General features: G+C 56.2%; 22 protein-coding genes. 9 read left to right on the top strand and 13 right to left on the bottom strand.

Annotation, left to right across the window (positions count from 1 at the left end; translation table 11 throughout):
* Positions 1-60: 60 nt before the first annotated feature.
* Genes thiI through NE562_RS06515 form a run of 4 tightly spaced genes read right to left on the bottom strand, consistent with a single transcriptional unit; the run spans position 61 to position 3,744 of the window.
* Positions 61-1,224: a tRNA uracil 4-sulfurtransferase ThiI gene (thiI, locus tag NE562_RS06530; RefSeq protein ID WP_280961604.1), complete on the bottom strand. Its 1,164-nt coding sequence runs from the start codon at positions 1,222-1,224 to the stop codon at positions 61-63.
* Between the two features lie 28 nt (positions 1,225-1,252).
* Complete coding sequence (locus NE562_RS06525) at positions 1,253-1,903, bottom strand: hypothetical protein (RefSeq protein WP_280961603.1); 651 nt, start codon at positions 1,901-1,903, stop codon at positions 1,253-1,255.
* Positions 1,904-1,941: 38 nt separating this feature from the next.
* Entirely contained in the window at positions 1,942-2,595 is a 654-nt protein-coding gene (locus NE562_RS06520) for a PepSY domain-containing protein (protein ID WP_280961602.1), read from the bottom strand.
* 21 nt (positions 2,596-2,616) lie between these two features.
* A complete protein-coding gene (locus NE562_RS06515; RefSeq protein ID WP_280961601.1) occupies positions 2,617-3,744 on the bottom strand; it encodes a cysteine desulfurase family protein in 1,128 nt (375 codons plus the stop codon).
* 227 nt (positions 3,745-3,971) lie between these two features.
* Between NE562_RS06515 and NE562_RS06510 the strand changes: the two genes are divergently transcribed.
* Positions 3,972-4,160 (top strand): Arc family DNA-binding protein, encoded by a 189-nt coding sequence (locus NE562_RS06510; protein WP_280961600.1) that lies wholly within the window; start codon positions 3,972-3,974, stop codon positions 4,158-4,160.
* Between the two features lie 157 nt (positions 4,161-4,317).
* Positions 4,318-4,569, top strand: coding sequence for a hypothetical protein (locus NE562_RS06505; RefSeq protein ID WP_280961599.1), 252 nt, complete (start codon positions 4,318-4,320; stop codon positions 4,567-4,569).
* Positions 4,570-4,759: 190 nt separating this feature from the next.
* Here the strand turns inward: NE562_RS06505 and NE562_RS06500 are convergent, their stop codons facing one another.
* From NE562_RS06500 to NE562_RS06485, 4 genes are all read right to left on the bottom strand, one after another.
* Positions 4,760-5,758 carry an ABC transporter permease gene (locus NE562_RS06500; RefSeq protein ID WP_280961598.1) on the bottom strand — a complete coding sequence of 333 codons (999 nt, stop codon included), beginning with the start codon at positions 5,756-5,758 and terminating at the stop codon, positions 4,760-4,762.
* Between the two features lie 12 nt (positions 5,759-5,770).
* A complete protein-coding gene (locus NE562_RS06495) occupies positions 5,771-7,252 on the bottom strand; it encodes a sugar ABC transporter ATP-binding protein (protein WP_280961614.1) in 1,482 nt (493 codons plus the stop codon).
* Between the two features lie 131 nt (positions 7,253-7,383).
* Positions 7,384-8,415, bottom strand: coding sequence for a sugar ABC transporter substrate-binding protein (locus tag NE562_RS06490; protein ID WP_280961597.1), 1,032 nt, complete (start codon positions 8,413-8,415; stop codon positions 7,384-7,386).
* Positions 8,416-8,894: 479 nt separating this feature from the next.
* Positions 8,895-9,917 carry a LacI family DNA-binding transcriptional regulator gene (locus tag NE562_RS06485; RefSeq protein ID WP_280961596.1) on the bottom strand — a complete coding sequence of 341 codons (1,023 nt, stop codon included), beginning with the start codon at positions 9,915-9,917 and terminating at the stop codon, positions 8,895-8,897.
* A gap of 290 nt (positions 9,918-10,207) precedes the next feature.
* On the opposite strand from NE562_RS06485, the gene NE562_RS06480 reads away from it, so the two are divergent.
* From NE562_RS06480 to NE562_RS06470, 3 genes are all read left to right on the top strand, one after another.
* Positions 10,208-11,869 (top strand): solute:sodium symporter family transporter, encoded by a 1,662-nt coding sequence (locus tag NE562_RS06480; protein ID WP_280961595.1) that lies wholly within the window; start codon positions 10,208-10,210, stop codon positions 11,867-11,869.
* Between the two features lie 117 nt (positions 11,870-11,986).
* Entirely contained in the window at positions 11,987-13,003 is a 1,017-nt protein-coding gene (locus tag NE562_RS06475; RefSeq protein ID WP_280961594.1) for a Gfo/Idh/MocA family protein, read from the top strand.
* 15 nt (positions 13,004-13,018) lie between these two features.
* Positions 13,019-13,879 carry a sugar phosphate isomerase/epimerase family protein gene (locus NE562_RS06470; protein ID WP_280961593.1) on the top strand — a complete coding sequence of 287 codons (861 nt, stop codon included), beginning with the start codon at positions 13,019-13,021 and terminating at the stop codon, positions 13,877-13,879.
* Positions 13,880-14,100: 221 nt separating this feature from the next.
* Here NE562_RS06470 and NE562_RS06465 read toward each other — a convergent pair whose 3' ends face one another.
* Positions 14,101-15,099 carry a Gfo/Idh/MocA family oxidoreductase gene (locus NE562_RS06465; protein ID WP_280961592.1) on the bottom strand — a complete coding sequence of 333 codons (999 nt, stop codon included), beginning with the start codon at positions 15,097-15,099 and terminating at the stop codon, positions 14,101-14,103.
* Between the two features lie 494 nt (positions 15,100-15,593).
* On the opposite strand from NE562_RS06465, the gene NE562_RS06460 reads away from it, so the two are divergent.
* From NE562_RS06460 to NE562_RS06445, 4 genes are all read left to right on the top strand, one after another.
* Entirely contained in the window at positions 15,594-17,141 is a 1,548-nt protein-coding gene (locus tag NE562_RS06460) for a sugar ABC transporter ATP-binding protein (RefSeq protein WP_280961591.1), read from the top strand.
* A complete protein-coding gene (locus tag NE562_RS06455; RefSeq protein ID WP_280961590.1) occupies positions 17,138-18,175 on the top strand; it encodes an ABC transporter permease in 1,038 nt (345 codons plus the stop codon). The genes NE562_RS06460 and NE562_RS06455 overlap by 4 nt, the downstream gene beginning before the upstream one ends.
* A 77-nt stretch (positions 18,176-18,252) precedes the next feature.
* A complete protein-coding gene (locus tag NE562_RS06450; RefSeq protein WP_280961589.1) occupies positions 18,253-19,293 on the top strand; it encodes a sugar ABC transporter substrate-binding protein in 1,041 nt (346 codons plus the stop codon).
* 274 nt (positions 19,294-19,567) lie between these two features.
* Positions 19,568-20,581 (top strand): LacI family DNA-binding transcriptional regulator, encoded by a 1,014-nt coding sequence (locus tag NE562_RS06445; RefSeq protein ID WP_280961588.1) that lies wholly within the window; start codon positions 19,568-19,570, stop codon positions 20,579-20,581.
* 109 nt (positions 20,582-20,690) lie between these two features.
* On the opposite strand, the gene NE562_RS06440 is transcribed toward NE562_RS06445, so the two are convergent.
* The 4 genes from NE562_RS06440 to NE562_RS06425 all read right to left on the bottom strand — a co-directional run bounded on the left by NE562_RS06440 (position 20,691) and on the right by NE562_RS06425 (position 22,591).
* A complete protein-coding gene (locus NE562_RS06440; protein ID WP_280961587.1) occupies positions 20,691-20,903 on the bottom strand; it encodes a helix-turn-helix domain-containing protein in 213 nt (70 codons plus the stop codon).
* Between the two features lie 368 nt (positions 20,904-21,271).
* Positions 21,272-21,538, bottom strand: a complete 267-nt coding sequence (locus tag NE562_RS06435) for a barstar family protein (protein WP_280961586.1) — start codon at positions 21,536-21,538, stop codon at positions 21,272-21,274.
* A gap of 3 nt (positions 21,539-21,541) precedes the next feature.
* A complete protein-coding gene (locus NE562_RS06430; RefSeq protein WP_280961585.1) occupies positions 21,542-22,132 on the bottom strand; it encodes a ribonuclease domain-containing protein in 591 nt (196 codons plus the stop codon).
* Between the two features lie 21 nt (positions 22,133-22,153).
* A complete protein-coding gene (locus tag NE562_RS06425; RefSeq protein WP_280961584.1) occupies positions 22,154-22,591 on the bottom strand; it encodes a hypothetical protein in 438 nt (145 codons plus the stop codon).
* Positions 22,592-22,622: the final 31 nt, after the last annotated feature.

Below are 22,622 nucleotides of genomic sequence, written 5' to 3'. Positions count from 1 at the left end.
TAATCGCGCGCCGCGCGACACATTCAATTCCTAATTTCTAATTCCTAATTACTAATTAATTTAAAGGTGTACGATCTCCACGCCCGCTACCGCTTCCTCCACCAGTGCGTCCACATCCAGATGGCTTTCGGCCTCTAAAATCTTGGGCAGCTTGGGCTTGGTGTTCGGGTGCTTGGGCGTAAAGACGGTGCAGCAGTCCTCATACGGCAGGATCGAGGTCTCAAAGGTATCGATTCGCCGCGCGATCTGCACGATCTCCTCCTTATCCATACCAATGCAGGGGCGGAACACCGGCAGCTCGCACACCGCGCCCGTGACCGCCATGGCCGGCATGGTCTGTGAAGCGACCTGTCCAAGGCTTTCGCCCGTGATGAGCGCGCCGCAGCCGTATTCCTCCGCCACCCGCTCGGCGATGCGCATCATAAAACGGCGCATGACGAGGGTGAACAGCTCCTCATGGCACTTTTCGCGGATCTGTTCCTGAATCTTTGTGAACGGCACGACCATAACGGACAGCCGCCCGCACCACGCGGTGAGCTTGCGCGCCAGCTCCAGCACCTTTTCCTTGGCACGCTCGGAGGTATAGGGATAGCTGAAAAAGTGGATGCCAACCAGCTCCAACCCGCGCTTGGCCATCATCCAGCCCGCAACCGGCGAATCGATGCCGCCCGAAAGCAGCAGCCCCGCGCGGCCATTCGAGCCGGTGGGCATGCCGCCCGCGCCCGGCTCCGGTCCGGGGTGGACAAAGGCATAGTTTTCGCGAATCTCCACATGCACGGTCAGATCGGGGCCGTGCATATCGGGCCGCACCGCCGGAAAGCGGTCGGCCAGATCGCCGCCGACGCGCTGGCTGATCTCGGTAGAGGTCATGGGGAATTTCTTGTCGCCGCGCTTGGTCTCCACCTTAAAGGTCTTTGCCGCGGCAAAGCGGTCGCCCAAATACGACGCGGCGCAATCCACCACCGCGTCGAGCGATTTCTCACAAACAGCCGCGCGCGAAATGGTCGCGATCCCGAACACGCGCCGCGCGCAGTCCATTACGGCGTCCTTGTCCGCAGCTTCCGGCACCTCGACGTAGATGACCGATTGCCGCATCGAAATCTCGCATTCCGCGACCTGCTTCATCCGCCGCCGGAGGTTTTGCAGCAAGCGGTCCTCAAAAGTCTTGCGGTTCAGACCCTTTAAAACGATCTCGCCGCATTTTAAAAGCAATACTTCTTTCATTTGCAACTCCTTCTGTTTTTTATGCGCCTTAGCTTTCAGCGCCCACATCCGTCACAGCGCCGGTCAAAATCGAAACCTTGACTAAGCGCACGTGTTCTGGCTGGTATACGTGAAACCAATAAAACCCCATATCTCCCTCGGGTGTGCCATGGAGATCATAGTGCAGAACGGTGAACAGATCAAAATCGGTGTAGCCGCTCTCGCGCAGGCGCTGCTCGGCCTGAGCGAACGTGACCGGCCTTACCGCCACGAGGAATACCAGCATGACCGCGAGCAGCGAGGCGTAAACCGCGGCGATCACGGCGTCCGTCCTGCCCCACGCGCGCAGCGGCGGCAGGCAGAGCAGCACAGCCCAGACGAGCAGCACGCCGCACATCCACGCCTCCAGCGAAAAGAGCGAATGCGCCAGCCGCCACACCATCCAGCTGGCTATGAACAGGCCGCCGGCGGTCAGCACAGCTTTCTTTACTGCCAGTTTCCGGCCCGCCGGCGCTTCCGGCTGACACAGCCTACGCAGCTCCGCAATGACAAACCCCGCCAGCGCAAAGAACATGGTGAAGGCACTGTCCCAAAGAGCCCCTTGATACGGCTTGCCGTCGATCCACAGCATAGCGCCTGCACAGAGTAATGCGAGCAAGCTGAACACGACGCTGTTCCAACTAAGCTTTTTGCCTTCCACGATACAGCACTCCCTTCCCGGTCGTAGCGCGGCCCTTCTTATCCCACCGGTTCCGCGCGGAGCACCGCGCCGTCCCGCACGTCTACATACAGGCGGTACGGTACTCCGTCCGCCGTGCTGGCTTCCACGAGGTAGCAGCCGACCGGCACCTGTTCATCGCTTCTGCAATAGCTGGCCCATGGTCTGGGGTGGTAGCCTTGCCCGCGCACCGATGCTAACGCCTGCTCGGTCGTCATCGGATGGACGAAAAGGAAATACGCCGCTGTGGCCGCCAGCAGGACAGCCATTAGACTCGCGTAATGCAACGGACTGTTGTTATTTCTCCAGCGCGGCACCAGAAGCTCCACAATGATCCAAACGATCATGCCGGTCAGCAGCCAAGTGGAGAGCCAAAGCGGCCTATCGTACAGCCAGTAAATATTCAGCGCGACGATAGCGGTTCCGCCCATTGCAATAATCGCGTCGCTCAGGCGCTTCCAGCCGCCGCTCTCCACCGGTTTGGGCATGCCGATCCGCAAGCCGATCAAGCTGACGATCCCCCAGCCAAACGCTAAACCGGCCCAACCCGCAATAGACGAAAACAGATTGTCATACGCGTCGCCGAATACCAGATAACATAATATGGCGGCATTTAGAAAACTGGGCACCGCCATAACGGCGTACTTCCATTTGGGATAGTGTATCCGTTCCATACCGGTCGCGCTCCTTTCGCGTCAGCGTCCCAGCAGCTTTTTCCCCTTTTTGATCGCGCCTATCAGCGCGTCCACATCCGCTTTGGTGTTGAACGGCGCGAACGAAACGCGCAGCGCGCTGTCCGTGCGTTCCCGTGGCAGGCCAATGGCGCTTAACACGCCGCTCTGCTTGCCTTTGGAGCAGGCGGAGCCGGAGGATACGAACACCCCGTCGCTTTCGAGCACGCGCAGCATGACCTCGCTCTTACAGCCGGGTATGGAAAAATTCTGTACATGCGGCACATCGGAAACGCTGTTGAAAACAGCGTAGGGCAGCTTTTCAGCCGCCTGTTCCTTTAAATAGGCGGCCAAATCCGCCACGTGGGCTAGGTCCTCATCCAGCCGCGCTGCGCGCAGCGCGCAGGCCTTGGCAAACGCCGCGATACCCGGCAGCGGTTCGGTACCCGGGCGCAGGCCCTTTTCCTGTCCCCCGCCGTACATCAGCGGCGGCAGGCGCACGCCTTTTTTGACATACAGCGCGCCAATCCCCTTGGGCGCGCCGATCTTGTGTCCGCTCACGCTCATAAAATCGCAGTTCCATTTTTTCGGGGTCAGCGGCACGCGGAACAGGCCCTGCACCGCGTCAATATGGAACAGCGCTTTAGGGCAGCGCCGTTTCAGCAGCGCGCCCAACTCGTCCACCGGCTGCACCGTGCCGATTTCGTTGTTGACGAGCTGGCAGGATAGCAGAACCGTATCCTCCGTCAGCGCGTTTTCCAGCGCGGCGGGCAGGATATGTCCGGTTTCATCCGGCGCTAAATAGGTGACGCGGAAGCCTTCGGCCTCAAGCTGTTTCGCGGTGTTTAACGTCGCCGCGTGCTCGATCGCGGTCACGATGATATGCCCTTTTTTATGGCGGTTCAAATATGCCGCGCCGCGCAGGGCCATATTGGTGCTTTCCGTGCCGCAGGAGGTGAAAAAGGTCTCCTCCGGCAAAGCGCCCAGCGCGCCCGCCACGGTTTTGCGGCTGTTTTCCAGCAGGCGCTCGGCTTCTATCCCCATTTTGTGCCGTGAGGATGGATTGCCGAATTCCTCACACATGGCGCGGACGGCTGCCTCGGCGGCCTCCGGCAGCACCCGCGTGGTCGCCGCGTTATCCAAATAATGCATGGTTTTGTCTCTCCTTACCTTTCCGTATCATTATACAACGCGGCCGATGGAGGCACAAGTGGGAATGTAGGGTTTTCATGCGGCTCCGGCGATCTGGCGTGGTCGCCCCCACAAAAGTAATATTTCCGCTTGACATCTGTAATCAGATGTTTTATAATAGAGAATAACAAAATTGAAAACCGCCCTTATTTATGCTAAAATAAAGTATAGATAAGGGCGGTGATAAAATGGCGTTTGACGAAACCCGTTACAAAGCGGAGTTTAACAAGGATAATTATGACGACATTATAATTAGAGTTCCAAAAGGGAAAAAAGCCGAAATCAAGGCATTGGCCTCCTCCCATGGCAAAAGTGTAAATGCATTAATCATCGAATGCATTGAACAGCAAACCGGGCTTACCATAATCAACAAATAATTTTTCCGGCGGTGTGAGCCGCCGCGAAAATAATAGCATCTGATTACAGATGTATTTTATAAGCTCCTCAAGTCAAAGCCTCCACGCGGCGAGAAGCGGAAACGCAAATTCATTTGCGGCTGATTTGACAAATCCAATCAAGATAGAGGTAGTAACCATGGATAACCGAGAAGCGCAGATCAACCATATTTTGCAATCCTTAGAACGCTTACCGCCAGATGCCCAACAGGGGATGGCATGGATCATCAACCACTTTGCATTTGCGGAAGAAATGTGCAGGAACAGCGAATTTGCTCCGGGAGAGCTCGAAGCAAGCATACAGCACGCAATGGATAAAAAGGATTTTTTCCTACTGGCGCTTCTCTGCTTCTGTAAAATACTGCAAGAGCACGACGATAAACCCCAATAAACGTCTCCCGCGCACCGGGACGGCGGCGCGAGGTCACGCCGCCCAAAAGCAGGTCGTAATCCGCCGAGCCGTAGGGCTGGGTGATCCGCCCGGCCAACACCGCGAGCCACACGGGCCATAAACCATAAAAAGCCCCGGCGTCCGCCATGGGGTAGCGGACGCCGGGGTGAAAGTAGGTTTTACCGAAGTTTTAAGCCTTGCGGGTGTTCTTGCGCATGTCGATCGCAACAGCGCCGACGATGATCAGGCCCTTGATCACGTTGGTCATATTATCGTCAACGCCCAGCAAAACAAGGCCGTTGTTGATAACGCCAAGGATCAGGATACCGCAAAGTACGCCGGTAACACGGCACACGCCGCCTGTATGGCTGGTGCCGCCGACGGTGGCCGCCGCGATCGCGTCGAGCTCGTAGTTCAGGCCCGAGGTGGACGGGTCGGACGAGCCGGTGCGGGCCGCGAGCAGGATGCCGCCGATAGCCGCGCAGACCGAGCACCATAAGTAAACGAGGATCAGGTTCTTTTCCACATTGATACCGGCCACGCGCGCCGCCTGATCATTGCCGCCAATGGCGTAAATGTTCTTGCCGAAGCGGGTCTGCGTGAGCAGGAACGCCGAAATAATAAACATAACGATAAAGATAACGACGATCATCGGGATAAAGCCGAACAGCTTGCCCTTTGCCAGCCAGCGGAAATCATCCGGCAGGTTGGAAACAGGCGAGGTGGAATACATTTTGCTCAGCGCACGGCATATGAGCTGCGAACCGAGCGTTGCGATAAAGGGCGGTATGTGCGTGAAGGCGATGACCGCGCCGACGATCGCGCCGATCAAAACGCCGATGGCAATACCGATGATAACGGCAGCCCACGTGGGCACATGCATGCCGCCCACGCCGAGAATACGGGTGGCCAGATCAGACGGCTGCACGAGCGAAGCCGTGATGACCGATACGAGCGCGACGACCGAGCCGGGGCCCAGATCGATGCCCTTTGCCAGAATGGCCCACATGATACCGAAGGCCATGATGCCCTTGACCGATTCGCCTTCCAGCAAACCCTTGAGGTTGGCCGGCGACAAAAATACCGGGCGAACGATGCTGAGCGCGATGATCATCAGGATCAGTACGCCCCAGATCGAGTTTTGCGACAGGAATCGCTTCCAGTTAAAGCTCTTTTTTGTGTTCTCCATTTCCGTACCCCCTTAATTGGACGCGGCGAAGTCGTTGACGTCGCCGGTGGCGTATTTCATGATCAGTTCCTGCGTGGCGTCCTTCCGATCGAGAATGCCGGTCATCTCGCCCTCGTGCATGACAAGCACGCGGTCGGCCATGCCGAGCACCTCGGGCAGCTCCGACGAGATCATAATAATGGCCTTGCCCTCGCCCGCCAGCTTGGTGATGAGCGAATGAATCTCAGCCTTCGCGCCAACGTCGATACCGCGCGTCGGCTCGTCGACGATCAGGATATCCGGATCGGTCAGCAGCCAGCGGCCGACAAGCACCTTCTGCTGGTTGCCGCCCGAAAGGTTCATGATCGGCGTGTCCAGCGTGGGCGTCTTTACGTTCAGCTTCTTTGCGTACTCTTCCGCGTCCGCCGAAATCTTCCTATGGTTGAGCGGACGGCCGTAATGCTTCAAATTGGCCAGAACGGTGTTCTCGCGGACGCTCAAAAGGCCCACGATGCCGTTGCCGCGCCGGTCCTCGGTCAGAAGCGCGATCTTGCTTTTGATCGCCTGCTCCGGGGATTTGATGTGCAGCTCCTGTCCATCCTTATACACCTTGCCGCCGGTTTTATGCCGCATGCCGAAAATGGTTTCCACCGTTTCGGTACGGCCCGCGCCGACCAGACCGGCAAAGCCCAAAATCTCGCCCCGGTGCAGCTCGAACGAAACGTTCTTGACCGCGCGACCCGAGGACAGGTTTTCGACCTTGAGGATGGTCTCGCCGATCGGGCAATCGACCTTCGGGAACATCGAATCCATCTCGCGGCCCACCATCAGCGTGATCAGCTTGTCGATATCCAGATTCGCGGCGCGGTCGGTCGCAATGTACTCGCCGTCGCGATAAATGGTAATATCGTCCGAAATACGGAAAATTTCGTCCATCTTATGCGAGATATAAATGATCGCGACGTTTTTCGACTTCAGATCGTCGATGATGCGGAACAGATGCTCCACTTCGGTCTCGGTCAGCGCGGAGGTCGGTTCGTCCATAATTACGATCTTGGAATCATAGGAGACCGCCTTGGCGATCTCGACCATCTGCATCTTGGCGACGGTCAGGTTGCCCATTTTTTCATCCGGGTCCAGATCGAGCCCCAGCTTCGCGAACAGCGCCAAACAATCCTTGCGCATTTTGCGGCGGTCGACGATCAGGCCCTTGCGCGGGTAGCGGCCCAGCCACACGTTGTCGCACACGGTGCGCTCGGGCACGGGCGAGAGCTCTTGGTGGATCATCGAGATACCGGCGTTCATGGCGGTCAGCGTATTGGGGAACGTGATCTCCTTGCCCTGATAGATGATCTTGCCCGAGGTGGGCTTATGGATACCGATCAGACACTTCATCAGCGTACTTTTGCCCGCGCCGTTCTCGCCCATCAACGTGTGGACGGTGCCCGGCCGCACCTTGAGCTGAACGCCCTTCAGCGCGCGCACACCGGGAAAATCCTTAACAATATCCTGCATTTCCAGAATGTATTCTTCGCTCACGTAGTTCACCCCTTTTTATCGTAAGCAGCGCTTTTTTAGTAAGTAAGAAGCGGCGGCGCGGCGCGTTTTCCGGCCGTGCCGCCGCCATGTCTCACTTTAATTACAAATCAGCGGTTGTCGTATTCTGCAACGTTGTCCGAGGTAACAGGCTCGAACGGAACCCAGATAACGTACGGGTTGTCGGAAGCAACTTCATACTCGGTGCCGTCGTTGATCGGCTTGCCTTCCAGCATGTTCAGAGCGGCCTTCATCGCGCCTTCGCCCTGACCCTTGGCGTTCTGGAACACGGTCATGGACATTTTGCCGTCCTTGACTGCCTGACGGCCGTCAGCCGTAGCGTCGATGCCGACGATCGGGATGGAAGCGGGGTCGATATCAGCGTTTTCCAACGCCTCGATCGCGCCGAGCGCCATCGCGTCGTTGTTGGAGATAATGCAGTCGAACTGCGTGCCGCTGGTCAGCAGGGGGGTGATCTGCGTCATCGCCTCGGCGCGGTCAAAGTCGCAGGCAAGCGGCGCGGAAGCTTCGGTGGCGTTGATGCCGCCGTCCTTCAGGGCCTGCAGCACGGAAGCGGTGCGGTTGGTGGTCGAAACCTGACCCATGATACCGTTGAGCAGAATGTACTTGATATCGGTCTTGCCTTCCGCCTTGAAGTGCTCGACCAGCCATTCGCCTTGGAATTTACCGGAGGTCAGCTCGTCCGAACCGACGTAAACGGCGTTTTCGTTCAGCAGGCTCATATCCTGCGGCGGACGGTTCACAAATACAACCTTCATATCGCCCGCGGCTTCAATAATGTCGCCCGCGATGTTGGGGTCCACAAGGTTTACGATGATCGCCTTTTCACCAGCGGCTGCAGCCGAGGTAACAAACTGAATCTGCTTGTTGGTATCGCTCAGGGAATCCTGCGAGGTCATTTTGTAACCGGCCGCAGAAGCCGAATCCTTTGCGGCGGTGTCCAGCGTGGACAGCCACTCGTCGCGCTGGGAAAGTACCATGGTGATGTTCTTGGAGCCGTCGCTCGAACCGCCCTCGGTGCTTGCGCCGCCCTCGGTCGAGCCGCCGCCACCGCCGCCGCAGCCCGCCAGCAGGCTGAGCGCCATGGTTCCCGTTAGTACAGATGCCAGTAATTTCTTCATGTTTTTCTCTCCTCTTCTTCTATTGTCATCGGTTTGCACCAGCGGAGCGTGCTTTTTGCTTCTCCGTTCCGGCGTCGTCCAGTAAAACGCTCAAAAAGACGCATAATTAGCCTTGATTTGACAAATATATGTGTTCTTTTATCCGCGTTCACGTGAACGCTTTCGATGGTCAAATTATAGCTCCCCCGCCTCGAAAAGGCAAGAACTATTTGTGCCTCCGACCCTTTTTCATGGTTTTTACCGATTTTCGACCCGCTTGATTGTACGAAATTACCTGCACACTGTGTTCTCGTGCACGCAATTTCACCAAAAAACCGCCCCATTTTTTGACACGCGTCAAAAACAGGACGGAAAACGGATGAAATACGCCGTGCAAAAAGCATTCAGGCTATTTCAATATTCAAAAGCAGCACGTGTTCATATTCACGGCAAAGCACGCAACAGGCGCGCCGCCGCTTTCGCGGCAACGCGCCCGACGATTATATATTATATTGATTCCGGATATCGATCCGCGTGAGCATATACTCTTCCGGCGGACGGGCGCCGGTCAAAATGTTCTCCAGCAGAATTTCCAACGGGCGAACGCCCTGCGCGTGCGCGTCCTGATCGATCAGCAAATCAATCAGTCCCTCGCGCAAGCCTTCCGCCGTATCCGGCAGCAGGTCATAGCAGATCATATGGACTTTTCCCTTTAGCCCCAGCTCGCGCATCGCGTCGCACACGCCGACCTGACCGTTCGCCGCAATGAAAATGCCGCGCAGATCGGGGTGGCGCGCCCATACTTCTTTGACGATCTCATAAGCTTTTTGCCTGCTGTCGTTGCTGCGCTCCAGCGGAAGCAGCGACAGCCCCGGGTACGTCGATATCGCTTCGGACCGAAAGCCGTCGATACGGCGGCGGTGCGATTGGCTGGCGGGATGTCCGGCGATCATGAGCACTTTTCCCTTGCCGCCCAGCAACATATTCATCAGTCCCGCGCACGCGCGCCCACTTAAATAGTTCTCTTGGCCGACATAGCACAGGCGGCGGGAATCGGGTAAATCGGTATTGAACGTCACGACGGGCATTTTTTTTGCCAGCTCGTCGATCCGGTCGCAAATGCGCATATCCTCCACCGGGGTCAGCGCGATGCCGTCCACGCCTTCCTTTTCCAACTCGTCGAGCGATATCAGCTGCCGGTCGATATCCACGAATTCATTTGCGCGGACGATCACCTCGGCTCCCAGCTCCCGCATGTGCGGCAGCGCCTTGTTAATTTCCTCCAGCATAAGCGCCATAAACGGCGTTTCGACCGATTGTATCACTACGCCGAGGCGAACCGGCCGGTTTGCCCGCTGCAACAGGCTGCCCGCCCGGTTCGGGCGGTAGCCCAGTTCATTCGCGATCCTGCGGATGCGCTCCGCTACCTCCGGATCGACTCTGCCGCGGTTATTGAGCGTGCGATCGACCGTGCCGCGAGATACGCCGGCCATTTGGGCGATCTGCGCCTGTGTTACCGCCATTGTGGTTGCCCCCTTACTTGTTTTTTGCGTGCAATCGCGTTCATTTCCCTACCAGTATAGGACGCAAAACACGAAAACGCAAGTACAAATGCACGTCTTTTTGTACATAAAATCGTTTTCTTTGCGTTTTCGCCAAAAACAGCCTGTGTTTTTTGGTGATTTTCCCGTCTTGCATCCACTGTTTTATCGTGATATTGTTAGTACAACAAGATATATTCACGTGCACGCAACACATTTTGGATAATCGCAAAACAGAAAACACGCTCTACAGCTTTATATGGGGGAAACAAATGAACTTTTTTCATACGCTGGCATGGACCGGCATCTCCTTTGTGTTGTTTACCGCAATGGTCGCCATCGTCTCCAGCCTTAAAACGCGGGGCGACAATCTGGAAACAGCCGAAGGTTACTTCTTAGCAGGCCGTGGCCTGCCCGGCATCGTGATTGCCGGCTCGCTGTTACTGACCAACCTATCCGCCGAACAGCTCGTCGGCCTGAACGGCCAAAGCTGGAAAACCAACATGGGCCCCATTGCATGGGAAGTCGGTTCGCTCTTCACGCTGCTCGTTCTGGCTTACTTCTTCCTGCCGCGCTTCTTAAAAATGGGCGCCATGACCATCCCCTCCCTGATGGAGGAACGGTACGGCAAGGGAACCAAGACGATGTTCTCGCTCGTCATCGTCATCATGTATTCGATCCTCAACCTGCCGGTCATTCTTTATTCCGGCGCGGTCGTATTTGAGCAGATCTTCGATATCTCCGGCATGTTCGGCGTCACCAAGTTTCAGGCAGTCGCGGTGCTGTGCGTGATCGTCGGTATCGTCGGCGGCTGCTACGCGATCTTCGGCGGCTTGAAGGCGGTGGCGGTATCCGATACGATCAACGGCGTCGGCCTGATCATCGGCGGCCTGATGATCCCGTTTCTCGGCTTCGCGGCGCTCGCCGCGGCGACCGGCGGCCACGGCATCATGGACGGCATCCGCTACATTGTCGAAGCCGATCCGGCCAAGCTCAACGCCATCAACGCATGGAACGCGCCCGAACCCGAGGTTCCTTGGCCGCTGCTGATCACCGGTATGTTTTTCAACAACCTTTACTGGTGGTGCACCAACCAGTCCTTCGTACAGCGTTCGCTCGCCGCGAAGAGCCTGAAGGAAGGCCAAAAGGGCGCGATCTTCTGCGGCTTCCTCAAGTGCCTCGGCCCGCTGTATCTGGTCATCCCCGGCATTATCGCTTTCTATCTGCCCACCATTCAGGACAAACTGGCCGCCGCCGGTTCGCAGGCGATCGACTTCGCCTACCCGGCGCTGATTTCCGCGATCGTTCCCAAGCCGGTCATGGGCTTTTTCGCCGCCGTTATGTTCGGCGCGATCCTGTCCTCCTTTAACTCGGTGCTTAACTCCGCTTCGACCATGTTCACACTCGATCTATACCGTTCCTCGATCAATCCGGCGGCTTCGGATATCAAGTGCGTCAAGGTCGGCAAGATTTACGGCACCATCGCGGGCTGCATTTCGATCATCATCGCACCGTTCGTTATGTATGCAGGCGGCATCACCACCTTCCTGAACTCCATGAGTCAATTCGTTTCGCTGCCGGTGCTCTGCACCATTCTCGGCGTATTCCTGTTCAAGCGGCTGCCCAAGTACACGCCCAAGGTCATCACCGTGTTCCACGTGGTGCTTTACGGCCTGTTCCTGCTGGTGAAGCCCTGCTACCCCGGTTCCGAGAACCCCATCCACTACCTATACGCCATGGCGGTGCTGTTCCCGGTCGAGCTGATCATCATGTGGGCGCTGAACAAGTTCCGCCCGGGTGAAGCCTACGAGATACACGACGTGGGCGCGGTAGACCTGACGCCGTGGAAATACCGCCACGTGGTCTCCATTGTCGGCGTTATCATCGCGATCGGCATTTACATCCTGTTCTCTCCGCTCGGTATTGCGGCCTGATTCGTCTAAAACCGCGCGCCTCACCGAGGGCACGGCTTTAAGAAAAGCGCCCCGGCCCCAAGCAGGACGCTCCGTACACATTCGCTTACTTATTATTTTGGAAAAGGAGAAAATACTATGAACAATCTGAAAATCGCTGTTATCGGCTGCGGCATGATCGGCCGCGAACACATCGAGCGCATCCAGAACCGTATCAAGGGAGCGGAGGTCGTTGCGGTCTGCGACGTTTTTGAGGCAGGCGCGCAGAAGGGCGCCGAGATCGCGGGCGCCGGCGTCAAGGTCTACACGGATTTCAACGCAGCCATTAACGATCCCGACGTAAACGCCGTTGTCGTCACCACCCCGGGCGCGTTCCACAAGGATCCGGTCGTCGCCGCCGTCAAGGCCGGCAAGCCGGTATTCAGCGAGAAGCCGCTGGCCAACACCGCCGCGGACTGCAAGGAGATCGTCGACGCGGAGGTCGCCTCCGGCAAGCATCTGGTACAGGTCGGCTTCATGCGCCGCTACGACCGCGGCTATAACCAGCTCAAGGCCCTGATCGAGGAAGGCAAGTTCGGCGCGCCGCTGGTCATCAAGTGCACCCACCGCGCGGACGGCGTAGCGGAGGATTACACCACCGCCATGGCCGTGACCGACACCGCGATCCACGAAATCGACGTACTGCCGTGGCTCGTTAACGACGAGTGGGACGAAGTACAGTGCATCATGCCCAAGGTCACGAGCAAGGCGCACGAAGGCCTCAAGGACCCGCAGGTCATGATCCTCAAGACCAAGGGCGGCGTTGTCACCGTTCTCGAAGTGAACGTCAACTGCGGCTTCGGCTACGACATCAACTGCGAAGTCGTTTGCGAAAACGGCGTAATGAACCTGCCCTGCCCGTCCTTCCCGACCGTCCGTTACGATCACAACGTTTCCACCAAGATCGAGGACAACTGGATCCTGCGCTTCATCGATTCCTACGATGTGGAGATTCAGGACTGGGTCGACCACGCTTTGAAGGGCGAGACCGGCGGCTCCTCCGCTTGGGACGGCTACGTGGCTTCCATCACCGCGGACGCGCTGGTCAAGGCGCAGACTTCGGGCCAGATCGAAAAGGTCGTTACCGGCGGCACGCCCGCTTTCTATCAGAAGTAAGGGAGGAACATACATATGAAAATCGGATTTAACGAAGGCTGCAACCGTTTTTGCAAGGATCACTCGGTACTAAAGGACCTCGATCTGTGCGAAAAGTATGGCTTTGATTATATCGACGTACAGTCCGAATGCCTCAACCGCGACCTCGAGGCCGGCAAGTACACCATCGAAGAGCTTGGCGAGTGGTTCAAGACCCACAAGCTGAAAATGCTTTCCTACAACGCGCTTATTTTCTTCAACATGAAACAGACGCAGGCCGAGAAGGACGCCGTCATGGCGGAGCTGGACGAGATTATCCGCCGCTGCAACATCCTCGGCTGCAAAATGATCGTCGTCGTGCCCTCCATGGACCTGCCGGTCCACGCGACCGTGGGCGAGATCAAGGCCGACGCCGTGGCCGTTCTGAAAGAAATGGTCAAAAAGGTGGAGCCGCACGGCATACGCCTGTCGCTCGAATTCTGCGGCGCACCCACCATGTCCATCAACCGCTTTGAATACGCTTACGATATCGTGAAGGCTGTCGATTCCCCGTTCGTCGGCATCACGCTCGACCAGTACCACTTCCATGCGATGGCTTCCCAGTGGGAGACCCTCGAGCAGGCCGACGGCAAGTACATCTTCGTTTGGCATCTGAACGGCATGGAGGATATGCCCTGCGGCGCGGCCTACAACAACGACGAGAAGCGTCTGTGGCCGGGCGAGCCGGGCGATTGCTTGGATCACAAGCGCTACGCCGATACGCTCAAGAAGATCGGCTTCACCGGCGATGTATGCACCATGGAAGTGTTCCGCCCCGCCTACTACGAGCTCTCTCAGGAAGAGAACGTCAAGAAGGCGGCCGAGGTCACCCGCGCACACGTTGCGAAATACTGCTGACACCCTCTTTTCATTTTCTTTTTTCTTTTTTCCTTAATCCCTCTAGCACAGCGGAGCGGGCCAATCGGCCCGCTCTTGCTGTTTAGACTGTCCGAAACCTATTTTAAACGCGCTGCGGCGCGAGAGGTTCTTTGACACGCTGACCGAAGGGCGCTGACGGGTTTCCGTCAGCGCCCTTCGGCGTTATAAGGATGAAGAAGAAATGATACAAGCAAATTTTATCAGCTAAGCTGCATCGCCGTGCCCGCGCGGTAGGACGCGGTAGCCGTCAGCGCCAGCTTGATGCCCATCATGCCGTCGTACGCGGTGACCGGCGAAGGCTCGTTCGCGCGCACATGGTCGACGAAGGCCTGCATTTCCAGCTCATACGCATCCTTGAAGCGGCCCAGGCACCAGTTCGCCATATCGACCGTGACCTGCTGCCCGCCCACAACGGTGTACGGGGTAAGCTGATCCTGCCCGACAAAGACGCTCTTGTCCAGACCGATCACCTCGGTGCGGGTATCGTAAACATCGTTGGCGTTGCGGCTGATCTCGATCATGCCGAGGCCGCCGTTTTCAAACTTCAGCAGCATCTGGCCGTCGTCCACGTCGTTCAGCTCTTTCAGGAACTCGTGCTTGAGCACCGCGCCCTGCGCGTAGATCTCCGTGATCTCGCAGCCCATCAGCCAGCGCGCCACGTCCAGATCATGGATGCCCATATCGACGAACAGGCCGCCCGACTGCGGCACATAGGCCGGAGGGGGACCGTTGGGATCGCGCTGGCAATCGTGGATATAGATCGGCTTGCCGCACGCGCCGGATTCGATCATCTTCTTCGCCGCCACATGGCCGGGATCAAACCGGCGCATGAAGCCGACCTGTAAGTACACGCCCGCCTCCTTGACGGCCTGCATGATCTTTTCCGCCTCTTCCACCGTAAAGGTGATGGGCTTTTCCACAAAGATCGGCTTGCCGGTGGCGATGATATCCATCAGCACCTCGTAGTGGGTCTGCGTGGGCGTGGCGACGACAACCGCCTCCACCTCGGGATCGCTGATCATTTCGCGATAATCCAGATACCCCTTTACATCGAAATCATTTGCCGCGCGATCCAGCGCGGCCTGCACCGGATCGGACACAGCGACCAACCGGGCGCCCATCGTGCGGGTCACGTTCATGGTATGGTGGTAGCCCAGCCGCCCCAGACCGATCACGCCGATTTTCAGTGTTTTTTTCATTTTACGCACCTCCGATAATATACATGATAACGTTCAAATTGCTTCGGTTTGGTTTTCAGTTACGATTCTTTTCTTGAGTCCATCCTATCACATAATATTAATTTGTCAATATAATTTCATATTTTTCATATAACAAATACAGATTATTATTTTTGTGCAAAACTGATAAGGCGGTTTCGATACCCCTCGTCACGCTTATGTCAAACATCACATCACTGCAACCGCGTTTTCGACATTCTTATTATATATAGCATTTTATTTCATGTATTTCGACACATATCGACATTTAACCACAGTTTTTATTTGACTTTATAAATGTATTTCTTTTCCTCCTTCCGTCAAATTGCATATTTTGTTGGTTATTTTCTTGTTTATCATATTATTATTTATATTATTGACAGCCAGTTTGATATGAAATATACTATTACCAACGAATATTAATTTCACGATTTCCCCAAACAACGTTCCCCGACAGCTCAAAAGGAGGAGTGAAGATGACAGAGACCAAACAGCATACCGGCGCTGCCGCGGCAGCCGTTCTTTCCGTTCCGCTGCTCGAAATGCGCGATATCACAAAGATGTTTCCCGGCGTCGTCGCACTGAGCCACGTAAACCTGACCATCCGCCAAGGGGAGATTCACCTGCTGCTGGGCGAAAACGGCGCCGGCAAGTCCACCATGATCAAAACGATCATCGGCATCAATAAGCCGGAAGGCGGCGAAATGCGCTGGATGGGCCAGCCCGTCAAGCTGCGTTCCTTGGAGGACGCTTACAATCTGGGCATTGCGGTCATTTATCAAGAACTGAGCAACATCCCCTGCCTGAGCGTTGTGGAAAACATGTACTTAGGCTGCGAAAAGCAAAAGGCCGGACTGATCAACTGGAAGGAACAGCGCCGATCCGCCAAGAAAGCGCTCGCCCGCGTCGGCCTGACCGATATCGACGTGGATATGCCCATGGAGAAGCTGGGCATGGGACAGCGGCAGCTCGTCGAGATCGCCCGCGCGGTCGACCGCAACGCCAAGCTGCTCATCATGGATGAGCCGACCTCCTCGCTCAGCCGCAAGGAGATCGATTTTCTGCTCGACCTAATGCTCGATTTGAACCGGCAGGGCGTGGCCATCCTCTTCATCACCCACAAGCTGGACGAAGCTAAAAAAGTCGGCCACATGGTGACGGTGCTGAAAAACGGCCAGAACTCCGGAACATCCATCCCGGTCGCGGACGTGACCGAGGATCAGATCATCAAACTGATGGTCGGCCGGTCGCTTGAGGAAAAATTTCCAAAGCGCAGCGTACCCATCGGCGAAGAGGTCTTCCGTTGCGAGAATCTGTGCGCCGAAAAATTTGATAATGTTTCGTTTAACGTTAAAAAAGGCGAATTACTCGGCGTATTCGGCTTGGTCGGCGCGGGACGCACCGAAACCATGCGCGCCATCTTCGGCGCGGACCCGTTGGCGGACGGACGTCTGTATTTGAACGGCCAACAGATCACCGTGAAAAATCCGCGCGATTCCATCAAAAAGGGTATTGTACTGATCACGGAAAACCGCAAGGAAGAAGGGCTTGTCCTCATTCATAATGTGATTGAAAACGGCACGCTGGTCACAATGAAGCAATTTCGCAATCAATTCGGGCTGGTCAGCAACAAAAAGCGCCGCGAGATGGTCACCCAATACGGCAACGAACTGAACCTGCGGCCCATGCAGCCTGACAAGGCTTCGGTGAATTTTTCCGGCGGCAACCAGCAAAAGATTGTCATTATGAAATGGCTGCTTTCCGGCGCCAAGGTATTCATCTTCGACGAACCGACCAAGGGCGTGGACGTGGGCGCCAAGGTGGAGATCTATACGATCATGAACCGGCTGCTCGAGCAGGGCGCGTCGATCATCATGGTCTCCTCTGAAATGGAGGAGATCTTGGGCATGAGCGACCGGGTCATGGTCATGTACGAGGGCAAACAGACGGGCGTCGTCGCAAACGACGGCGCCGTGGGACAAGAGGAAATATTGACACTGGCAACGGGAGGTAATATCGGATGAACAAGGACAACAAGGCGGCCGCGGGGGCAAAGGAGCTGCTCGGCAAGGCGGGCCCCATCATCGCGCTGATCCTGCTTGGCATTTTTCTGACCATCCAAAACGAAAACTTTTTGACCGTGGGCAACCTGATGAACGTGGCCCGGCAAACCGCCATGAACGGCTTTTTGGCCCTCGGCATGATGGTTTGTATCCTGACGGCGGGCATCGACCTGTCGATCGGCTTCACCATGACGCTTTCGACCATCATCATGGCCAAATGCGCGGTGGGGATGGGCTGGAACCCGATCCTTTGCCTGCTGATCGGCATCCTGTCCGGCGGATTGCTCGGTCTGGTCAACGGTTTGCTGCTCACCAAGTGCAAGCTGCCCCACCCCTTCATCTCCACACTCGGCACGCAGAACATTTATAAGGGCGTGGCGCTGGTCATCACGGGCGCCACCCCGATCGCGGGCATGCCCGCCGCCATCAAATGGGCGGGCGCTTCCTTCCTCAGCAGCGACCCGGATTCCTTTTTGGGCAAGGTGCCGGTCAGCTTTCTGCTGATGCTGATCGCATACATCCTATTCAGCGTTTTCCTCAATTACTCCACGCTCGGCCGCCATATCTACGCGGTGGGCGGCAATATCACCACGGCCGCCCTGTCCGGCATCAATGTGGACTTTGTGCGCACCAGTGTTTATGTGATATCGGGCGTCATGGCCGCGCTGGGCGGCATCATCCTGACCGGCCGCACCAATTCGGCCTATCCCCTTTCCGGCCTGCTGCTGGAAAACGACGCGATCGCGGCCGTCATCATCGGCGGCACCTCGTTCTTCGGCGGCAAGGGCAACGTGCTGGGCACCTTTTCCGGCGTACTGCTCATTTCCGTCCTTCGCAACGGCCTGAACCTGCTCAATGTATCCTCGGATATGCAGACGATCTTCCTCGGCGCAATCATCATCGTGGCGGTGTTTATCGACGTCATCCGCTCGGGCGGCTTTGCCCGCGTCAAGCGCATGAAGAAAGAGGACGACGCCGTAGCGGCAAGCGCATAACCCCGCTAGGGGTCATGATAAACCATTGGCGCGCCAGACATGCAAGCGGCGCGCCGCCAATCAAGGAGGAAAGAAAAATGAAAACTATGAAGAAGCATCTGGCATTGGCAATGAGCGGCGTGCTGCTCGCAGGCGTTCTCGCGGGCTGCGGCGGCGGCAGCGACACCCCCGCGCCGACCGACACGGCGGACCCCGCCGCCCCTGAAGCTTCCGGCGGCGGCAAGGACATCAGCGTGATCGTCATGGCGCTCAATAGCGATTACTGGCACATGGTCGAAGCGGGCGCGAAGATCGCGGGCAAGGAATTGGGCTACAACATCAACGTGGTAGGGCCGAACGCGGAGACCGATTCCGCCGCCCAGATCAACATGGTGGAGGACGCGTGCAATAACAAGGCCGCCGCGATCGTGCTGGCGGCGAACGAGCCGACCGCGCTGGTATCCGCCGCGGAGACCGTCAAGAGCAAGGGGATCCCGCTCGTTCTGATCGATACCAAGCTGAATACGGAGGACGATTCCCTGTACGAGTGCTTTGTCGGCACGGGCAACGTGGCCGCGGGCAAGACCGCGGGCGAATACATCGCATCCAAACTGCAAAAGGGCGACAAGGTCGCCATCATCCGCGGTACGGTCGGCCAAACCGTGCATGACGACCGCGTCAGCGGCGCGCAGGAGGCCATGGAGGCCGCCGGGCTGGAGGTCGTATCCGTGCAGCCCGCCGATTCCGACCGCGGCAAGGGCATGAACGTTGCGGAAAATATCATTCAGTCCACCCCTGATATTAAGGCCTTCTACTGCACGAACGACGAGATGGCGCTCGGCGCGACCGAAGCGGTCAAGGGCGCGCGGCTGGAAAGCCAGACCATCGTCATGGGCTTTGACGGTTCCTTCGGCGCGCTCGACTCTATTCAGGCGGGCGAACTGACCGCTTCTCTGGCCCAGCAGCCGATCGAAGAGGGCTATCAGGGCGTCAAGAACGCCGTCGAAATCCTAGAAGGCAAGAGCGTGGAAAAAAATCAAGCGGTAGACGTGCTGGTCGTCGATTCCTCGAACGTGGACTCGTTCTACGCGGATGTCAACGATAAGATGGCCCAGTCCGGCGTCAAGCGCGAATCCTGATCCTTTTTACGCAAAGCTGTTTTATCAAACAAAGCGCCGCCCGGAAAAATCATTTCCGGGCGGCGTTCTTATGATTTTACACGAGAATCGCGAAAATAGGGCGGGAGTTTCATGTGAATATGCTGATTTTTGAATTTTATCATTGCATACGCGCAAGAAATAACATACACTAATAATATTAGGATAGGATATAGCATGCTGTATCCGGCATATGAAGGCGCGAACCGGTTTTAGCCGCACCCGCCGCCCCCTTATGCGGTTTGGAGGAAAACAGATGAAAGTCACGTTAAAGGATATCGCCCAGCGAGCCGGTGTGTCGGTAAACACCGTGTCCCTCGCCCTGCGCGATATGCCCAGCGTTAAGCAGGAAACGCGCGAAACCATTTTGCGCATCGCGGAGGAACTCGGCTACTACGACCAGAAGAGCAGGACGGAGCTTCATAATATCGGCCTGATCTCGACCGGGGAACGGCTGCGTGACTCTTACTTTTACATGAGCTTTCACCAGTATATCCTCAACATTGCCCATGATTACAATTATAATATGATGGTTTTCAAGGGCGCTAACTGCGACGTCGATCCCGATGAGCTGCGCCGTAAATTTGAATCCAATTCGATTGCCGGCGTTATCATTCTGGGCGATATGGAGGAACGCATCGTCGCCAACGTGGCGGCCTGCGGCATCCCCGTGGTGGCCACCGGCACGCGCTACCACGACCTGTCCGTGTGTACGGTGATCGAGGACAATCTGGAAGGCGCACACCAAGCGGTCCGCTATCTGTTCGAGCGCGGCTACCGCCGGATCGGCTTTATCGGCCCGCCGCAGTATTCCACCGGCTACATGGAACGCTATCAGGGCTACACGGGCGCCATACAGGCGTTTGGACTGGATAGCGATCCCGAAAGCCTCATCCTCGATCTGGATCTGGAGAACGTATACAGCTTCGACAATTTACAGCGCGCGCTGCTTTCCAAAAAGCGCTTGCCCGAAGCTTTTATCTGCGCCAACGACAATCTTGCCATGGTAGCCGCCAAGGCGCTGCACGAGCAGGGACTATCCGTGCCCGGCGACGTCGCCCTCGTCGGTTTCGACAACAGCATGATCGGCAAAATGGCCATGCCCTCGATCACCTCGGTCGACGTACGCTGTGAAGCGCAGGCCGAGGTCTGCGTCCGGCTGCTGGTCAGCTTCATCCAAGGCTCCGAGCCGCAGCCCGACCGCATTCTGGTGGAGACCACGCTTGCCGAAGGCGAATCGGTCGGCACGCTATCCCCCGCCGCGAATTAAAACAAAAAGCATGCCGCATTTTCTCCAGCGCAAAGAGAAATCAGATATAACAAAAAAGGACAAGACAGGCACAATACCGCCTGTCTTGTCCTTTTATAATCCAAACTGTTTATATCTGTTTTCCGGTTTCCCTATCCGTGAATACCGCCTCATAGTTATAATTCAGTATATCAGCGATTTGCTTTAAGTCTTTTTCGGAAAAATTATCACGGGCCATTTTCCCACTCATTGTTGAAAGACTTTTATTTAGCAGCCTAGACAAATCCGTAAGTGTCATTTCACGTTCAATTAAAAGTATTTTTATCTTCTTTGCAGCAGACAATTTATCACCTCATTTTCTTAATTATACGTTTATTAACGAAGAATTTCAAACAAAATACGAACATCATTCGGCAATACCCAAACAATGCATTGACACAATTCGTTATAAGCCGTATAATATTCGTATAAATACAAATATTATTTGTTTTAAAGCGAATTCAAGACAGAAGAAATTATTTCTCATATAAACGCTTACATAGTTGTTATTCAGGAAATCTATTTCAGCTTAGGAATGAAAGCTGGAGCGACCCTACATTGCAAGCTGACCGACAATTTTGAAACCGATATATAGCGCTGAATCAAATTAGAATACAACAAAAAGACCGTTTCGCGGAAACACAATCCAGCGGAACGGTCTTTATAGGCTTTTTAGGCGATTTCCAACACAAAATCCGGGTTTTCCACTGCCGCGTCGGCCAAAACGCGAAGCACCAGTTCGCCGTAATTGCCCAGATTTGCGATGAACGACTCCGCATGGCGCAGAGTCAGCCGGGTGCGCGGACAAACGGTCAACTCGTCGTACAGCGCGTCCAGATTGCGGCCATAGCTTTCCCCTAGACCAAGCAAACCGGCAAAGGCATCATGTAAATGCTGGCGCGTGTGGATCTGTTCCGCGTCGAGCAGCAGTTCCCGCATGGCTTATACCTCCCCCATTAACAGCGTAAACGTTTTATAATGATCCTCCGTATAGAAGATCAGCCCATCGTTTGAAAATATCATGCGCTTGGCGCCGCGTTTTTCCGCGCCCTGCGTGTCGATATCGCATTCCGTGTAGTGCCGGCCGTCCGCTTCGGGCAGCGCGCCTTCATAATTGCCGAAGCGGTCTCCGCCGATCGACATGCCCGGCGCGTACGGCTCGAGCGAACCGCCCGGCCAGCCAAGCTCCTTGGCGTCCTTTTTGGTGATAAAGTTCTGCGGTAGCTGGCCATAGGTCAGCAGGTAAAGGGTGACCTCCTCCTTACCGGAGTACCAGCCCTCCTCGTCGATCGCGGTTTCGCCGCGCACAATGGTCTCGGTCCCGGTAACGGCAGGGTAATCCGCCTCGTCCCAAGGCAGGGCGGGCGTTTCGTCCGCCGGCGGCTGCGCGGCGGGCTCGTCCGCCGTTTCATCCAGCCCGGTGTTAACGCCGCTTCCGCCGTCCGCGGCAGGCGGCACGCTGTCCGCCCCGCAGCCCGTGAGCGGCGCGACCGCAAACAGCAGCGCGAGCAGAAGCGTAAATAGTTTTTTCATAAACAGCCTCCGTTTTGCGTTTTACTCCGCATTGGGGTAGAACGTGATATAAAGCAGATGATAAAATTCCTTGCCTCTGCCGCCCTCCACATCACGCAGCTTGTCGTTAACAAAAATATAACCGTCAGCGTTGACGCTGATCGAATGCCCGTTTTCAAACAGAACGGTCAGCCGGTTGCCGGAAAGCTCGTTATCGCGCGGGTGGAAAAAGTGCGGGTATTCGGTGTAAGTATAGCCTTTCAGCAGATCGGTCACGGCGGCAATCTGCGCGCTGTCCGTCAATTCGGCGATCAGCGTGTCGTTTTCCATCAGCGTGAGCTGAAATTGTTCCCCCTTGCCCGCGATTTTCTCAAAGGACTGGGAGTGGTGTCCGATATACAGCATACGCGCGCCAACGAACAGCAGCACCAAAAGCAGCGTGCCGCAAAGCGCAAACGCAAAAGCAGTCGATTTTCGCATGGAATTGCCTCCGTTTTCTGGTAAGAGCATG

Origin of the sequence: Butyricicoccus faecihominis, assembly GCF_024462775.1 — a bacterium.
Taxonomy (GTDB): domain Bacteria; phylum Bacillota; class Clostridia; order Oscillospirales; family Butyricicoccaceae; genus Agathobaculum; species Agathobaculum faecihominis_A.
This window is presented reverse-complemented; position numbering and strand designations above follow the sequence as displayed.

Bases quoted from the DNA above. Each gene is read 5' to 3' on its own strand.
- thiI (WP_280961604.1), bottom strand. From the start codon at position 1,224: ATGAAAGAAGTATTGCTTTTAAAATGCGGCGAGATCGTTTTAAAGGGT.
- NE562_RS06520 (WP_280961602.1), bottom strand. From the start codon at position 2,595: ATGGAACGGATACACTATCCCAAATGGAAGTACGCCGTTATGGCGGTG.
- NE562_RS06515 (WP_280961601.1), bottom strand. From the start codon at position 3,744: ATGCATTATTTGGATAACGCGGCGACCACGCGGGTGCTGCCGGAGGCC.
- NE562_RS06510 (WP_280961600.1), top strand. From the start codon at position 3,972: ATGGCGTTTGACGAAACCCGTTACAAAGCGGAGTTTAACAAGGATAAT.
- NE562_RS06505 (WP_280961599.1), top strand. From the start codon at position 4,318: ATGGATAACCGAGAAGCGCAGATCAACCATATTTTGCAATCCTTAGAA.
- NE562_RS06500 (WP_280961598.1), bottom strand. From the start codon at position 5,758: ATGGAGAACACAAAAAAGAGCTTTAACTGGAAGCGATTCCTGTCGCAA.
- NE562_RS06495 (WP_280961614.1), bottom strand. From the start codon at position 7,252: ATGCAGGATATTGTTAAGGATTTTCCCGGTGTGCGCGCGCTGAAGGGC.
- NE562_RS06490 (WP_280961597.1), bottom strand. From the start codon at position 8,415: ATGAAGAAATTACTGGCATCTGTACTAACGGGAACCATGGCGCTCAGC.
- NE562_RS06485 (WP_280961596.1), bottom strand. From the start codon at position 9,917: ATGGCGGTAACACAGGCGCAGATCGCCCAAATGGCCGGCGTATCTCGC.
- NE562_RS06480 (WP_280961595.1), top strand. From the start codon at position 10,208: ATGAACTTTTTTCATACGCTGGCATGGACCGGCATCTCCTTTGTGTTG.
- NE562_RS06475 (WP_280961594.1), top strand. From the start codon at position 11,987: ATGAACAATCTGAAAATCGCTGTTATCGGCTGCGGCATGATCGGCCGC.
- NE562_RS06470 (WP_280961593.1), top strand. From the start codon at position 13,019: ATGAAAATCGGATTTAACGAAGGCTGCAACCGTTTTTGCAAGGATCAC.
- NE562_RS06465 (WP_280961592.1), bottom strand. From the start codon at position 15,099: ATGAAAAAAACACTGAAAATCGGCGTGATCGGTCTGGGGCGGCTGGGC.
- NE562_RS06460 (WP_280961591.1), top strand. From the start codon at position 15,594: ATGACAGAGACCAAACAGCATACCGGCGCTGCCGCGGCAGCCGTTCTT.
- NE562_RS06455 (WP_280961590.1), top strand. From the start codon at position 17,138: ATGAACAAGGACAACAAGGCGGCCGCGGGGGCAAAGGAGCTGCTCGGC.
- NE562_RS06450 (WP_280961589.1), top strand. From the start codon at position 18,253: ATGAAAACTATGAAGAAGCATCTGGCATTGGCAATGAGCGGCGTGCTG.
- NE562_RS06445 (WP_280961588.1), top strand. From the start codon at position 19,568: ATGAAAGTCACGTTAAAGGATATCGCCCAGCGAGCCGGTGTGTCGGTA.
- NE562_RS06435 (WP_280961586.1), bottom strand. From the start codon at position 21,538: ATGCGGGAACTGCTGCTCGACGCGGAACAGATCCACACGCGCCAGCAT.
- NE562_RS06430 (WP_280961585.1), bottom strand. From the start codon at position 22,132: ATGAAAAAACTATTTACGCTTCTGCTCGCGCTGCTGTTTGCGGTCGCG.
- NE562_RS06425 (WP_280961584.1), bottom strand. From the start codon at position 22,591: ATGCGAAAATCGACTGCTTTTGCGTTTGCGCTTTGCGGCACGCTGCTT.